Genomic DNA, 15,381 nt, shown 5'->3' on the forward strand with positions numbered 1-15,381 from the left:
CGCGTACATATACAAAAAGGCACTATTAAAATGAGAACTGGGGGAAAGAAGATGAAGAAAAGTCTATTAACTTTATTTGCTTTAATGCTTGCTTTATCTCTTGCTTTGGCAGGATGTTCATCAGGCAGTGACAGCAGCAAAGGTGGAGACGACGAAAAAGTCGATCCGAATAATGTTATGATCTACGGCCGCGGCGGGGATTCCGTTGCACTTGATCCGGCAGTTGTAACAGACGGTGAATCATTCATCGTTACAGAACAAATCTATGAGCCGCTAGTAAACTACGGCAAAGACAACACAGATATCGTTGCTGGACTTGCTAAAAAGTGGGATATCTCAGAAGATGGGTTAACGTACACTTTCACACTTGAAGAAGGCGTTAAGTTCCATGATGGCGAGAAGTTCAATGCTGACGCTGTTGTTAAAAACTTCGAGCGCTGGGCAAAGAGTAAAGACGAGGAGAAATTCTACTACTACAAATCTATGTTTGGCGGATTTGAAGGAGACGAAGGCCACGTAATCGAAAGCGTTAAAGCTGATGGAGATTACAAGGTTGTATTCAAGCTTAAGCGTCCTCAAGCTCCGTTCTTAAAGAACATTGCTATGAGCCCGTTTGCGATTGCTAGCCCTAAGTCATTAGATGGCGATAAGTTAAGCAAAGAGCCAGTAGGAACAGGGCCTTTCAAATTCAAGAGCTGGAAGCCGAATGACACAATCGTTCTTGAAAAGAATGCTGACTATTGGGTAAAAGATCTTCCAAAGCTTGATGGTGTTACATTTAAAGTAATAAAAGATAACTCTTCTCGTTTAAACGCATTAACAAAAGGCGAGATCGATCTAATGGATGGTCTAAACCCATCTGATATGAAGAGTGTTTCTGATAATGGCAAACTACAATTGTTTGAGCGTCCTTCTATGAACGTTGGTTACCTAGGATTTAACGTTGAAAAAGCTCCATTTGACAAGAAAGAAGTACGTCAGGCAATCAGCCACTTGATCGACAAGCAAGCGATCATTGATAACTTCTTTGAAGGAACTGCAGAGCCGGCTAAAAACCCAATGCCTCCTTCAATCAATGGCTATAATGACAGCATCCAAGACCGTGCTTATGACGAAGCAAAAGCTAAAGAACTTTTAGCTGCAGCTGGTCTTCCTGATGGATTCAAAATGGATCTATGGGCAATGCCTGTAGCTCGTCCATATATGCCAAACGGACAAAAAGTAGCGGAAGCAATCCAAGCAAACCTTGCAAAAGTTGGCATCGAAGCTAACATTGTAACGTTTGAGTGGGGTACGTACCTTGAAAAGACACGTAATGGTGAAGCGCCAGTGTTCATGCTAGGCTGGACTGGTGATAACGGAGATGCTGATAACTTCCTTTACACATTGCTTGATAAAGACAACATTGGTTCTAACAACTATTCTCGTTACAAAAACGATGAAGTTCATAAGCTATTGCTAGAAGCGCAATCCAACCCTGATGAAGATGCTCGTGCTGACCTTTACAAGAAAGCACAAGAAATCATTCATGAAGATGCTCCATGGGTACCGCTTGTTCACTCTAAGCCTCAGTTAGCTGGAGCTAGCAAAATTAAAGGATTTGTTCCGCATCCTACAGGATCTCAATCTTTTGCGGAAACATCTTTCGAATAAGGTATGGCGGGGAGTATGGACTTATATCCTGCTCCCCCTTTTTTTGCACTGAAAACTGAAAAACTACTTAACTTGTAATCTTTCTAGAAAGAGGTGACCATATGTTTGCCTATACAATCAGACGGTTAGCAACTCTAGTCCCAGTTCTGTTAGGGATGACCTTTATCGTATTTATGATGATTCGTGCTATACCGGGGAATCCTGCACAGCTAATATTAGGGCAACAGGCGACACAAGATGCTATTGAAGCATTAACAAAACGACTTGGTTTAGATCAGCCATGGTACACACAATTTTTTGCATATATAAAAGGTCTTTTCGCAGGAGATTTAGGTGTTTCATTAAAAACCAATGTCCCAATCTCTGAAGAAATCTGGCCTTATTTAGCAGCAACGATGGAATTGGCACTTGTGGCAATGATTATTGCGATCGTAGTCGGTGTAAATGCGGGTATCATCTCAGCTTGGTTCCAAAATTCCTGGTTTGATTATTCTGCAATGGTACTCGCTTTGGTCGGGGTATCCATGCCTATTTTCTGGCTCGGTTTGATGGAACAATATGTGTTCTCCATTCAGTTGGATTGGTTGCCTACAACCGGACGAGATAACATTCGAGTCCCAGTTGACCCGATAACGCACTTATATTTAATTGATACACTGCTTCAAGGCAGGATGGATCAGTTTGTTGAAGTGATCCGCCACCTGATTTTGCCGGGTGTTGCACTAGCAACGATACCTATGGCCATTATTGCAAGAATGACTCGTTCAAGCATGCTTGAAGTAATGCGTTCTGATTACATCCGTACTGCTCGTGCAAAAGGGATGAAAATGTTTTGGGTCGTATACAAACATTCCTTAAAAAATGCAATGATTCCTGTAGTTACAGTAATCGGTTTACAGACGGGTCTTTTATTAGGCGGTGCGATTTTAACTGAAACAATCTTCGGATGGCCTGGAATTGGAACATATATTTATGATGCGATTTCGTTCCGTGATTATCCTGTTATCCAGTCAGGTATCCTTGTTGTCGCTACAATTTTTGTACTCATTAATTTACTCGTTGATCTGCTGTATGCAGCGATCGATCCGAGAATTAAATTTAAGTAGGAGGAATGAAAGCATGTCAGAACAACTAGCCAGATCAACGCCTCCAGTAGTACCGCAACATACGCCTGCACCAGTTGAAGACAAAGCTATTTCTCCTTGGAAAGATGCTTGGAGAAGTTTTAAAAAGAATAAAATTGCTCTTGTTGGTCTATCAATCGTATCGTTTTTTATTTTGATTGCGATTTTTGCAGATTTGTTAGCGCCATATAACTACAGAGATGTTAATCTTTCAGACAAACACATCTCGCCATCTGCCGAACACTGGTTCGGAACAGACGAATTCGGTCGTGATATTTTAAGCCGAGTCATACATGGTGCCCGCATTTCTTTATGGGTAGGCTTTTTCTCGGTAGCAGGCTCTGTCATCGTGGGTTCATTGCTTGGTATCGTAGCAGGTTATTACGGAAAATGGGTGGATGGCATCATCTCGCGTATTTTCGATATCTTGCTTGCGTTCCCGAGTATCTTGCTTGCGATCGCGGTAGTATCTGTATTGGGACCATCCCTGAAGAACGCGTTGATTGCGATTGCGATTATCAACGTTCCAACGTTTGGACGTTTATTGCGTTCAAGGGTGCTTAGTGTAAAAGAAGAAGAATATATCACAGCAGCACGGGCGATCGGTATGAGTGACACGAGAATTCTCGTTCATCATATTTTGCCGAACAGCTTGGCTCCAATCATCGTTCAAGGAACACTTGCTATCGCAACAGCTATTATCGAAGCGGCAGCTCTCGGTTTCTTGGGAATGGGTGCTCAGCCGCCGACTCCAGAGTGGGGTAAGATGCTTGCTGATTCGAAAGACTTCATCATCCAGGCGCCATGGACGGTATTGTTCCCAGGTCTGGCAATCATGCTGACAGTATTAGGGTTCAACCTGATGGGTGACGGATTGCGTGATGCACTCGATCCGCGGATGAAAAGTTAATAGAATAGTGAGATAAGGAGGCTTGGCGTATGCCAAGTCTTTTTTCATTTGTCTTGAAGAAGCTTGTCAATATGGTAAACACGTGATTTAGTAGAACCCGAAATTGGAAGATTTAAAGAGCGGAGGAGGTGGTTCGTTTGATCGCTGGAATCCAAATGCAAAAACTGTTTGCATTCACGGTTTGTAATTTTATCAGAAATTAAGTAAGCATAATCCTGTAACGCTTCAATATGAGCGGTCTTTGAAGATTCCTGACACATCAGGCAACTCCAAGTACCCCATTTATACTTCATAACCGAGTAAGTGCAATTCGGGCATAATACACCACTTAGCAGCTCATTTTTGTTGATATTAAAGAGTTCACAAACATCTGTATCATAGGGGATACTAAATTTGGTTAGTAATTTCGAGAGTTTCTTAATTTGTTTTTGATTAAAAATAGATTTGGTATGTTTATAGGAGAGATCGTGAAATTTTTGTTGAAGACCGTGACTTTTTATTACTTTTTCAAAAGCTTCTTTATAAGTAGGGGATGCTTCAATAATAGCTGACGGATGTGTCATGACCACAAGTGATTCAATAGGTATAAAATCGAACTTGTACATTTTTAGGATTTGGGAAAGATGGTAACTTTGACGTTTAACTTGTTCTATGGGATTTGGAAATGCTTCTCTTTTATTCTCATATGTCCTAATAAGTTGCGAAAACCGGTCTTCGAAATATAGATGACCAGCTAAATACTTGATTTCGAGAATCGTAAGGAAGTTTGGAGTAATAAGCAATGTATCCATTTGAAAGAAATAATCATCCTGTAAAATTCTAATACCATGTAGGAAATAAATATCATTCTTAGGTAAATATCGATAAAAATAGTCCAGAGACTGCTCTCCTTTAAAACCAAATGAATGATTACGCAACTGATCTTGAAGTTCCTGTTTATTAATGTGGTCTTGAGGAATTCTCCTCAGCAATTTTGATAGTTTTGTAACGAAAATGGGAGTTGTTCTCTTATTTTTGATAACTTTGCCTCCTTATTTAGTTAATTCGGTAATGGACCTTCATTTTGTACTATGATTTAGTTCGATGCAAAAGGTGATATTCTTATTTTTAGATATTATGAAGGATTAATTCCGGAAATTCACTACATAATCCCTCGAGTTTTGGAGTTAATCCCGCGAGTTTTAACCATATTCCCGCGAGTTTGCATATTTAGACGAAACCGACATCCCTGCACTAAGCTGATAACAAAAAACCAGCCTTCACAAAAAGGCTGGCTGGTTACTTATATCATCTAATCCTCAAATCGCTGATCCAATTGCACTTCGCTGTCGTCTTGATGGTAGTTTTTAAAGCTTTCTACTAGAGTGTTCAGGTGTTCGAGCTGATCACTGTAATCGATGATTAGCGCGAAAACAGGGAATAGCTGAATCCATTCTTCGTTTTCTGGACTTTTGTAATAGCTCATGATGCATTTCATAAGCGACTTCTTGCTGATTTCATCGTCCATGTCGAGTGTGTGCTGCGCTCTGATTTTATCCGTGTATTTCAGCAGCATTTGTTCGTGGAAGTTCGTTAATCCATCGAGCTTCAGCTGAATCAGTTCCTGTAGCGGTTCAGGCATGTTGTATAATTCGTTCTCATGACGGTGCAGGCTCTTCAGCAACTCCAGCGCTTTGTTGGTCGTCTGGATCATCTGCCTGTAGAGTACAAGCTTCCGGGTTTTTGAATATTTGTTCGTCCTGAAATAAGTTCGTTCTTCTTTATATAATAAATAGTATTGATCCATCTTAAAGCGGTTTTCTTTTAGATGAGTCAAATCTTCCTTAATAGCATTATGTTCTGATGCGTGTCTCGTAACCATGCGAATCCACTTAATAATTTCATCGGTATGGCCTGAGATCTTATAATACAATTTTGTTTCGTATTTAGGAGGCATAAATACCAGGTTTACTAAGAATGCGGATAGGACACCCAGCATAATGAGCAAAAACCGGTCCACAGCAAATCCGATAAAGTTCTCTGTGTGGCTCTCCATAATTACGATTACCGTAACAATTGATAACGGGATTGTTTTTTCGATTTTCATCTTTAAGTTGGCTGCGATAACAAGTACAACGACAAATCCAATTACAAACGGGTTATTACCTAGCAAAATAACAAAAATAATAGCAAAAATAGCACCTACTAGATTCCCTTGAATCTGTTCCAATATGGTTTGATACGACCTGTAGATCGAAGGCTGAATCGCGAATGTTGCAGCAATAGCCGCGTAAACCGGCTGATCCAGTTGAAACATCATCGCCAGGTAGATCGATAACGATATGGCTAAACCCGTTTTAATCATTCGGGCTCCTAATTTCATAACTGCGATAATTCCTTTCTCATAAAAAATGTTAATAATCTCAAACACTATAAACTGTTTTTTGTGTTTAATCAAGTCAGAGTGTGTTAACAAATTGTGAAAATTACAGACTTACATACCGTATGAAAAGACGCCGGTATTTATTACTTGTTTTCCCCTAAAACAAAAAAAGAATCCGTGCTTGGACGGATTCTTATTACAACTATAAATATTAAAGTCTGCTAAATGCTTTTCCAGCTGCTTCAATAGTAGCCATAACGTCATCTTCAGTATGAGCAGTTGTTAAGAACATCGCTTCATACTTAGATGGTGCAAGGTTGATGCCTTCGTTAAGCATCTGTTTAAAATATCTTCCGAATATCTCTCCATCTGTTGCTTCAGCCTGCTCATAATTAACGATCTTTTCATCTGTAAAATAAAGAGTTAATGCACCTTTCAAGCGGTTGATGCTCACTGAAACATTATGTTTCGCAGCTTGTTCGAGCAATCCTTTTTCTAGAATCGCACCTAAACGATCCATCTCCTCATATACACCTTCTTGCTGCAATACTTCCAAGCATGCAATTCCAGCAGAAATGGAAGCAGGGTTTCCAGCCATCGTTCCTGCTTGATATGCGGGTCCGAGCGGGGCTACTTTCTCCATGATCTCTTTTTTGCCTCCGTATGCACCGATTGGAAGTCCGCCGCCGATTATTTTTCCGAGTGCTGTCATGTCCGGTTTCACATCAAGTAAATCTTGCGCGCCTCCATACATAAACCGGAAAGCAGTAATGACCTCATCGTAGATTACGAGAGCGCCATGCTCGTGGGTAATGTCATTAACCGCTTGTAAAAACCCTTCTTTCGGCTCAACGATTCCGAAGTTCCCGACGATCGGCTCCACTAGGACAGCAGCAACCTGGTCGCCCCATTTGTCCATAGCAGCACGGTAAGCATCAACATCGTTAAAAGGAACCGTGATAACCTCTTGTGCAATACTTTTCGGAACGCCTGCAGAATCTGGGGTACCCAGTGTGGATGGACCAGAACCAGCAGCAACAAGGACTAAATCAGAATGACCGTGGTAGCAGCCTGCGAATTTAATGATCTTATCGCGGCCTGTATAAGCACGGGCAACACGGATCGTCGTCATAACCGCTTCAGTTCCAGAGTTTACAAAGCGGACTTTGTCCATGGCTGGCATGGCTTCTTTAAGCATTTTTGCAAATTTAACTTCAAGTGCAGTAGGGGTACCATAAAGCACGCCGTTTTCAGCAGCTTTAACAATCGCTTTTGTTATATGCGGGTGAGCATGTCCAGTAATAATAGGACCATATGCAGCAAGATAATCAATATAGCGGTTGCCGTCCTCATCCCAAAAATAAGCACCTTCAGCGCGTTCCATGAAAACCGGTGCACCGCCTCCGACTGCTTTAAATGAACGGGATGGGCTGTTCACACCTCCGACAATATGTAAGAGAGCTTCATCATAAAGAGCTTCAGATCGAGAGTGATTCATATATATAATTCCTCCTAAAAGACTAATAAACCTTGAGTACAACTAGTATTGTAGCATGAAAAAGAGAGACAGACAGGCATGGAAAACTATAATCTATTTTTTCAACTATTTGAGTTTTAGAAGATGTATAGGATACACTATCCTAGTGCTTGAGTTTCTCTAAAGGAAACTATAAATTTTGCTTTGCAAAATTACAAACACTAAAAATACCTTACTTATTTTAAATGGCTCTTCTTTAAAAGATTGTTGCTTTTGAGTAACTTTGTTCCATTCACTTCTTTGACACGTTGATTGGAGTGCAAGGTGCGTGCCTACTACCTGAGTACTCTTCTCGTAAGGCATGCGACGAGGAAGCTTGCTTCGATAGGATTTCTAGCAGACGCAGGAGCACATAACTTTCTTAAAAGTGAGACTCCTAATGGTGCGGAGCGCCAAGGAGGCTCACCGCACGCCCCCGGAAAGCGAGCATCCGTAACGGAAATCAACTACTTTCAAGAGCGACAAAGTTTGCGAAAACAGCCTTATTAAAATACTTTATATTATTTCTTTTATTTATTTTGGAGGCTTCATTTTATGGAGAATATTATAGATGTTCAGAATTTAAAAAAAGAGTTTAAATCCTATTCGAGCCGGCAAGGTTTGAAGGGGGCATTTCGTGATCTTTTTACACGAAATTACACGATAAAAACAGCAGTTGATGATATTTCTTTTTCTATTAAAAGAGGAGAGATGGTCGGATATATTGGTGAAAACGGAGCTGGTAAGTCTACTTCAATTAAAATGCTTACTGGTATCTTAACACCGACTCACGGCAAGATTGTTGTAAACGGCATGAATCCGCATAAGGAGCGGGAGAAATTCGTTAAGACCATCGGGGTTGTATTCGGCCAGCGTTCACAGCTATGGTGGGATATCGCGGTTCAGGAATCATTCAGGCTGTTAAAGAAAATCTACAATGTGCCTGATCAGCAATATGAGGAGCATATGAAAGATGTGATCGAAACGCTCGATATCGGACCGCTTCTTGATAAGCCAGTCCGAAAGCTGTCACTCGGACAAAGAATGCGCTGTGAATTAGCGGCTGCACTCATTCACAATCCGCCGCTTCTGTTTTTAGATGAGCCGACAATCGGTCTTGATGTTCTTGTAAAACTAAAGATTCGTGAGTTCTTAAAGCGGATCAACGAAAAGTATGGAACGACCATTCTTTTAACGACACATGACCTCTCAGATATTGAAGCTCTTTGTGAGCGGGTTGTCATGCTTGATGAAGGAAAGATTATTTATGATGGTCCGTTAAAGGAACTTCGTGAAAACTGGGCAGAAGGAAAGCAGATTCAGTTCCAGTTCAGTGAAAAGGCATCATTAGAAGAATTGCAGAACTTAACAAAAGATCATCTTGTCGTTTGGGAACAAGGTGAAAGCGACCTTATTTGGGTGGCTTCTGTCGACAGTGATGAAACAGTGATATCTGGAGTTATCGGAAAAGTGACGGCTGTTAAAAAGATTGCAGATTTAAAGATTCTGGAGATCTCAACAGAGGAAATCATCCGTAACATCTATGTAGAAGGTGCTGTTCGCCATGGGTAAGTACATTGAAATGATCCGCATCCGTTTCTTAATGATGCTGGCATACCGTACAAACTATTACAGCGGAATTTTAATCTACAGCATCAATATCGGAGCTTATTACTTTTTGTGGAGCGCGATCTATGGCGGGAAGGAAAACATTCAGGGTCTTTCGATCACACAGATGACCACATATATTGCAGTAGCTTGGATGGCAAGAGCCTTTTACTTTAATAACATAGACCGTGAGATTGCGATGGAAATTAAAGAAGGAAAAGTAGCGATCGAGATGGTTCGTCCTTATCCTTATTTAAATATGAAGATGATGCAGGGGCTAGGTGAAGGGATCTTCAGATTACTATTCTTTTCGGTACCCGGTATGGTTATTGTGGCGCTCGTTTTCCCAGTTGAGCTATCGGCTAACGCCGGAACTTGGATTTATTTCTTTATATCGATTGGCTTCAGCTTCATTATTAACACACAAATCAATCTGCTTGCCGGCATTGCAACGTTTTTCTTATTTAATAACGACGGACTGATCCGAGCAAAGCGTGTTGTGATCGATCTTTTCTCAGGGCTGATTCTGCCGCTTAGTTTTTATCCGATGTGGGCGCAAAATATTATGAGCTATCTTCCGTTTCAGGGGATCAGTTACATTCCGAGCATGATTTTTACTGAAGGGTTTAAAGGTTCTCAAGTATTTGAAGCTCTAATCAATCAGGCGGTTTGGTCAGCTATTTTAGTTATCCCTGTGTATGTGCTCTGGATTTTAGCGAAGCGTCAGCTTGTGGTTCAAGGGGGATAGACAGATGGAATATTTATCGATCTTTTTTCAATATGCAGGACAATATTTAAAAACAAGGCTTACTTACCGTGCAGATATGGTTGTGGAGATTTTTTCTGATTTTCTTTTTCAGGCCGTGAACCTCGTGTTTATCCTTGTTGTTTTCGGACATACGACACTGCTCGCGGGGTGGAGCAAGGACGAGATGATCTTTATCTATGGATTCTTTCTTGTGCCGTTTGCGATATTTTCTTCCTTTTTTAACATATGGGATTTTACAGATCGTTATATTGTAAAAGGGGAGATGGACCGTATCCTGACGAGACCTGTTCACAGTTTGTTTCAAATCGTGCTGGAGCGGATGGAGCTTGAATCTTTATTCGGCGCTGTAACAGGACTGATTGTCATGTTTTATGCGGGTGGCAAGCTGGGTCTTGAGATCAGCTGGTACGACCCGTTTATCTTTCTGCTTCTTGTTTTAGGAGGAGCTCTCGTATATGCGGGTATCTTCATCAGCCTTGCTACAATTGGATTCTGGTCCGATTCGCGGACAGATATCATGCCTATGATGTATAACATCGGTAACTATGGCCGGTATCCGGTTGATATTTATAACAAAATCATTAAATACGTGCTGACGTGGATTCTACCGTTTGCGTTTGTTGGAGTATACCCGGCTTCTTACTTTTTAGAAAGGGAAGAGTGGTATACATATGCCTTCTTAACACCCGTTGTAGGACTCGTATTCTTTATGATCGCCGTAACATTGTGGAATGTCGGTGTCACAAAATACCGAGGTGCAGGAAACTAAAGAAAACCGTTCTCCCGAAAAAAGGAGAGCGGTTTTTTAATTTTGTTTCTCTAAAAGAATGTGACTTTTGGGTTATAGTTTTTATTACTTCAATGGCAAGTTAATTGGAGTGCAAGGTGTGAGACTCCTACGGGATTAGCGGGACAGGTGAGCCCCCTAGCTAAACAAGCCTTTAGGAGTCTCCACCTGACCGCTTCATGGAAGTATCGTTGCTCCTGCGTCTACAAGTAAATGCTACCGATGTGAGCTTCCTCGTCGCATGCCTAGCGAGAAGCTTCTCATGTGGTAGGCACGCACCTTGCGCTCCAATAAACTAGTCAAAGAAGCTTACTCTATAAAAATTTTCAAAAGCAACAATCTTTTAAAAATGAGCCTTTTTAATAAACAATTTCACCCCTTTAACCGCTGCAAACAGAGGAAATGCGATAAGCATCAGCAGCGCAGCTCTCGTTGCAGCTGGCTGTTCACTAAGCAAAATTTGTATAATTCCATTCAAATTAAAGAGATATTCCAGGATGATCATCTGACTAAAAAGCAGGAGCATGATAAACGGAAGATGAATAGACAGTTCGGAAATAGTATTTTTTAAAAGGTGATGAAAGACTATATATGAATTTGAAAGACCTTTTGAACGTGCAAAGGTAATGTAGTCCTTTTCTATTTCGCTCTGGGATAATACGAGCTGGAGCCGGAATAAATAAATAGCTGGTACAATGCTCAATGTTATAACGGGTAACAAAATGGAAGGTTCTCTGCTCGATGTAAAAGGATTTGCTGCAAGGAACCCCGTTTTTTTATAGATCCAGACAACGGCTAATTGAATGCAAAATACAAAAAATAAATCAGGTAATGCTTCAAGAAGCTCGCTAATGCGTAATGCCGTTTTTTAAATGAAGAGGGAAGAAGTTCGGCACACCAGCCCAGCATAACAGCAATGATGAATGTAGCTGCAAAGCTAATCAGCAGCATAACTAAGGTGTAAATAACAATATCCCAAACCTCAGGAAACAAAGGAATCTCATAGATCTCATTAACGAATTCGTAGGAAAGATTTACGGGCATAGGCTCTATTATCATGTTTTGAGAATGGATGTACAAAGTAAGGGAATCAGGACTTGCGAGATTCCTAAGTGCCCCTGCTACAGACTCACCGTATCTTAAAAGACTAAATTCAATATCATCATCACCAGCGAGAAAGGACGGAACAGCAGCAATAAGAATAATGCTTGTGCATAGCAAGAGTAATTGTTGAAGAATTAAAATTACTTTTCTCATCTGAGGGCTCTCCTTTTTTAAGTTAAATCAGGCATAAAGATATATTCATCTAAGACTGGCTGCTGCATGAACTGAGTAACTTCTGTCCTTAAAGATTCCAAGCGGTCACGTTTTCCTGTGTAAAATACGTAATATCCTTTTCTTTGAGTCTCCACTAAGCCACAAGAGAGTAATAGTTTTAAATGGCTTGATACAGTGGCTTCGGTTAATCCGAATTTATAGGCAAGCTGTTTCGTGCTGTATGGGTGATGAAGCAGATCCTGCAAAATCTTCAAACGTGTTGGTTCACTGAGTGCTTTTAAAAGTGAGATTAAATCCTCGGGAGGTTCTTGGTCTTTTTCAGAATCAGGAACCGCAACGTGAAGAGCAATCGCAACCCGGTCTTCGTTGCAGCAAAGCATGACGTGCGGTGTTGCGTAAGTTGACGGCTGGATGACGAGCCTAGGAAACTCTTCAAAGGAAAAAGTGTACACGTCGTTCTTTTTTATCTTTATATTTTCTGACGTAACGGTTACATCGGGATGAATGCTGTTTAATGTTTCTATCTTTGAGGACATGAGTTCTTCCTTAAAATTATCAGATGCCCTTGCAATCCAAGGGTTTATCCGGAAAAGCTCCTCGGCAAACAGATGACGGTTGTAATCATAAAAGAAATCACAGAATCTACTTTTCCAGCTCGACGTTCTTAATAGAATATCTTTTTCAATTGAGTGGAGAGGTGCAGTTGCCGGGTTGTTCTTCCACTTCAGCAAGCTGTCTGTACCATATTTCTCTCCAAGCAAAAGGTAAGCAAAAGTTAAGTCGGGAACTCTTGCTAACTTTTCAATTCCTTCTTCTACCGTTTCCTCGTTAAATTGAAATTCGTTTCGGATGTTTATAAAATACATCCAGTCATAAAAATGCGGTCCCCATTCCTTTATGAGCAGTGCGAGATCTTGAGGCAGTTTGTTGAGCGCTCTTTCTGCCCATGCCTTCCTGTATGGATGGTGTGAAGGGTTTTGAATAACGTGAAGGCTGATCATCATTTCGTTAAATGGTGAAAAATCAACAGATACGTGCATCAATTCTAACTTCCTCTCCGATATTATTATTTGTTTGATTAGATATAAATCTAATTGGTTTTTGTAAATCCCAAAATTACAAATAATTTACATCTAGAGAGCAGGAAAGTCAATCATTATTTCAAAAAAATCCTGACTAAAGTAGTGATTTTATACTTTTGAATTCGTTTCGCTTATTAAAGAGGATAAAAGTCTAGTAATATATGAACGTATTAGTTTTCAACATCGCAGAAAAGAGGGATACATATATGAAGATCATGGTTATAGCAGGGAGTCCAACTGCAGAATCCAGAACGCGGGGAATTGCTCAGTATGCGGCTGAGGTACTGAGAGAAATGAACGTGGAAGTTTTATACTTCGATGTAGGAATCGACCGGCTTCCATTGTTTACGGGTGACGCAACGTCTGCAGAAAATGAAACAGTGAAAAAACTTGCGGATTACGCTGAACAAGCCGATGGCTTCTTCGTAACAAGCCCGGAATATCACAGTGGTATGAGCGGGGCATTAAAGAATGCACTCGACTTTTTAGGCGGAAAGCATTTTAAAAATAAACCTTCAGCAATTGCGGTCGCAGCTGGCGGAGGAAAAGGCGGAATTAATGCGCTGGCAAACCTTCGTACCGTATTGCGTGGAATTTATAGCTTAGTTATACCTGACCAATATGTGGCTGATCCAGTTAACTTTGATGAAGGAAATGTATTAGTTGATGAGCTGGCACAGACGCGTGTGCGTGAATTGGCAACTCAGCTGAAGGAATTAACAGAGCTTGTCTCTGCAAATAAAGCAAAGAATTAATAGCAAAAGGCTGTTTTCGTAACTTTGTTGCTTTTGAAAGTAGTTGATTTCCGTTACAGGATGCTCGCTTTCCGCGGGGCGTGCGGTGAGCCTCCTCGCGCTTTTGCGCCATTAGGAGTCTCGCCTGTCCCGCTGATCCCGCAGGAGTCTCGCACCTTGCACTTCAATCAACTTGTCAATGAAGAGAAAGACTTAAATATGCCAAAAGCAATAACTTTTTAGATAAGTGCCATTTGGAAAGACAGCTCGCAAAAATGCGAGCTGTCTTTTTTCTTTAGATCTTTTAAAGGCTGTCCTAATCACATTGAAAATCTCATAAGATAAGTTGAGGTGGAAAGAATGGGACATGGCGTATTGGTCATTTTATTAATAGCTAGTGCTGCAATCATTATGCGCAGTATATGGATGCTGTTTAAACACCCTGGTATAAAAGAGCATCTTATGCCAGCCAGTCATCTGCTGGTTTTATTCATTGTGTATGGAACAATTATTTCGGGTTTTGGAATGATATATGCTTTATTGTCCATTATGGGTTATCCGGTGATAAAACTGGAACTGGAACAAAGCGATTTTTTATCGTTTATTGAAGCTTGTATTTATTTTAGCAGTACGACGATTCTTTCGGTTGGATATGGGGATATTGTTCCAGTCGGTGCAGGACGATGGATAGCGGCACTTCAGGCACTGATCGGCTATTTGCTGCCGATCGCATTTGTTCTCTCATCTGTTATCCACCATAACAGAACAGCAAAATAGTTGTTGAAGAAGCGGCAATTGGGCTACCCTTAAAAAGTGAGAATTATTTTAAGGAGGCTTATTCAATGACTGTAGAAACAGGAACAAAAGCGCCTGATTTTAAACTGCCAGCGAGCAATGGGAAAGAAGTCCAGCTTTCTGATTTTAAAGGCAAGAATGTGGTTCTATATTTCTATCCGAAAGACATGACACCAGGATGTACAACGCAGGCTTGTGATTTTAGAGATAAGCACAGTGACTTCGAGGAGCAGAATACTGTTATTATTGGTATCAGTCCTGATCCGTTAAGTCGACACGATAAATTCATAGAGAAACACGGTCTGCCATTTTTGCTGGTTGCGGATGAGGAGCATAAGGCAGCGGAAATGTATGATGTCTGGAAACTGAAGAAGAACTTTGGGAAGGAATACATGGGAATTGAGAGATCAACTTTTATCATTGATAAAGAGGGGATCATTCAAAAGGAATATCGGAAAGTAAAAGTGAAGGATCATGTAAAAGATGCGCTTGAATTTATAAAAGAAAATTTATCATAAGAAAAAGCCCTGAATTCGGGGCTTTTTTAACTTTCCTGCAATTCATTAACAGGGATGTTCATCTCGTTATCCGGCTGTTCTCTTGTATAAGCTCTTGCTGTTTGATTGTTCTCGTCAACTGACTGAAGCCAAACGGGAGTCCCATTATGTAAAACTTCGATCTCTTTTTCAGATTCAATGATTTGCTGAGCACGTGATACGTTCATCTTTAATCACCTCCACGAGATTTATTATGCAGCAGTGCA

The 15,381-nt window shown here is 40.7% G+C and carries 16 protein-coding genes; 9 read left to right on the forward strand and 7 right to left on the reverse strand.

What is annotated here, in order from left to right; all coding sequences use genetic code 11:
• The first annotated feature begins 51 nt into the window (after positions 1–51).
• From ABE41_RS02515 to ABE41_RS02525, 3 genes are all read left to right on the forward strand, one after another.
• Positions 52–1,653 (forward strand): ABC transporter substrate-binding protein, encoded by a 1,602-nt coding sequence (locus ABE41_RS02515; protein WP_066286215.1) that lies wholly within the window; start codon positions 52–54, stop codon positions 1,651–1,653.
• A 101-nt stretch (positions 1,654–1,754) separates the two neighbouring features.
• Entirely contained in the window at positions 1,755–2,759 is a 1,005-nt protein-coding gene (locus tag ABE41_RS02520) for an ABC transporter permease (protein WP_066286216.1), read from the forward strand.
• A gap of 13 nt (positions 2,760–2,772) precedes the next feature.
• Complete coding sequence (locus tag ABE41_RS02525) at positions 2,773–3,687, forward strand: ABC transporter permease (RefSeq protein ID WP_066286218.1); 915 nt, start codon at positions 2,773–2,775, stop codon at positions 3,685–3,687.
• A gap of 44 nt (positions 3,688–3,731) precedes the next feature.
• Here ABE41_RS02525 and ABE41_RS02530 read toward each other — a convergent pair whose 3' ends face one another.
• The 3 genes from ABE41_RS02530 to ABE41_RS02540 form a co-directional block, all read right to left on the reverse strand.
• Entirely contained in the window at positions 3,732–4,604 is an 873-nt protein-coding gene (locus tag ABE41_RS02530; RefSeq protein ID WP_172827322.1) for a nuclease-related domain-containing protein, read from the reverse strand.
• Positions 4,605–4,978: 374 nt separating this feature from the next.
• Positions 4,979–6,049 carry an FUSC family protein gene (locus tag ABE41_RS02535; RefSeq protein ID WP_066294531.1) on the reverse strand — a complete coding sequence of 357 codons (1,071 nt, stop codon included), beginning with the start codon at positions 6,047–6,049 and terminating at the stop codon, positions 4,979–4,981.
• Between the two features lie 211 nt (positions 6,050–6,260).
• Positions 6,261–7,547, reverse strand: coding sequence for a glutamate-1-semialdehyde 2,1-aminomutase (locus tag ABE41_RS02540; RefSeq protein ID WP_066286222.1), 1,287 nt, complete (start codon positions 7,545–7,547; stop codon positions 6,261–6,263).
• Positions 7,548–8,120: 573 nt separating this feature from the next.
• On the opposite strand from ABE41_RS02540, the gene ABE41_RS02550 reads away from it, so the two are divergent.
• The 3 genes from ABE41_RS02550 to ABE41_RS02560 are packed head-to-tail and all read left to right on the forward strand — an operon-like array spanning position 8,121 to position 10,711.
• Complete coding sequence (locus tag ABE41_RS02550) at positions 8,121–9,137, forward strand: ABC transporter ATP-binding protein (RefSeq protein WP_066286225.1); 1,017 nt, start codon at positions 8,121–8,123, stop codon at positions 9,135–9,137.
• The gene (locus ABE41_RS02555; RefSeq protein ID WP_066286228.1) at positions 9,130–9,921 is read left to right on the forward strand and encodes an ABC transporter permease; all 792 of its coding nucleotides are present in this window, start codon (positions 9,130–9,132) and stop codon (positions 9,919–9,921) included. Before ABE41_RS02550 ends, ABE41_RS02555 begins: the two co-directional genes overlap by 8 nt.
• Before the next feature lie 4 nt (positions 9,922–9,925).
• Entirely contained in the window at positions 9,926–10,711 is a 786-nt protein-coding gene (locus ABE41_RS02560) for an ABC transporter permease (RefSeq protein WP_066286230.1), read from the forward strand.
• Positions 10,712–11,072: 361 nt separating this feature from the next.
• Here the strand turns inward: ABE41_RS02560 and ABE41_RS02565 are convergent, their stop codons facing one another.
• Genes ABE41_RS02565 through ABE41_RS02575 form a run of 3 tightly spaced genes read right to left on the reverse strand, consistent with a single transcriptional unit; the run spans position 11,073 to position 13,047 of the window.
• A complete protein-coding gene (locus tag ABE41_RS02565; RefSeq protein ID WP_083207623.1) occupies positions 11,073–11,582 on the reverse strand; it encodes an ABC transporter permease subunit in 510 nt (169 codons plus the stop codon).
• Entirely contained in the window at positions 11,525–11,986 is a 462-nt protein-coding gene (locus ABE41_RS02570) for a hypothetical protein (RefSeq protein WP_066286234.1), read from the reverse strand. Before ABE41_RS02570 ends, ABE41_RS02565 begins: the two co-directional genes overlap by 58 nt.
• 17 nt (positions 11,987–12,003) lie before the next feature.
• Positions 12,004–13,047, reverse strand: a complete 1,044-nt coding sequence (locus tag ABE41_RS02575; RefSeq protein ID WP_066286236.1) for an ArsR/SmtB family transcription factor — start codon at positions 13,045–13,047, stop codon at positions 12,004–12,006.
• Between the two features lie 248 nt (positions 13,048–13,295).
• On the opposite strand from ABE41_RS02575, the gene ABE41_RS02580 reads away from it, so the two are divergent.
• The 3 genes from ABE41_RS02580 (at position 13,296) to bcp (ending at position 15,136) form a co-directional block, all read left to right on the forward strand.
• The gene (locus tag ABE41_RS02580; RefSeq protein WP_066286238.1) at positions 13,296–13,844 is read left to right on the forward strand and encodes an NADPH-dependent FMN reductase; all 549 of its coding nucleotides are present in this window, start codon (positions 13,296–13,298) and stop codon (positions 13,842–13,844) included.
• Between the two features lie 339 nt (positions 13,845–14,183).
• Complete coding sequence (locus ABE41_RS02585; RefSeq protein WP_066286240.1) at positions 14,184–14,600, forward strand: potassium channel family protein; 417 nt, start codon at positions 14,184–14,186, stop codon at positions 14,598–14,600.
• A 65-nt stretch (positions 14,601–14,665) separates the two neighbouring features.
• Entirely contained in the window at positions 14,666–15,136 is a 471-nt protein-coding gene (gene bcp, locus ABE41_RS02590) for a thioredoxin-dependent thiol peroxidase (RefSeq protein WP_066286242.1), read from the forward strand.
• Between the two features lie 26 nt (positions 15,137–15,162).
• Here bcp and ABE41_RS02595 read toward each other — a convergent pair whose 3' ends face one another.
• The gene (locus ABE41_RS02595; protein ID WP_066286244.1) at positions 15,163–15,342 is read right to left on the reverse strand and encodes an H-type small acid-soluble spore protein; all 180 of its coding nucleotides are present in this window, start codon (positions 15,340–15,342) and stop codon (positions 15,163–15,165) included.
• Between the last annotated feature and the right edge of the window lie 39 nt (positions 15,343–15,381).

The sequence above is a fragment of the Fictibacillus arsenicus genome (genome assembly GCF_001642935.1).
Classification (GTDB): domain Bacteria; phylum Bacillota; class Bacilli; order Bacillales; family Fictibacillaceae; genus Fictibacillus; species Fictibacillus arsenicus_B.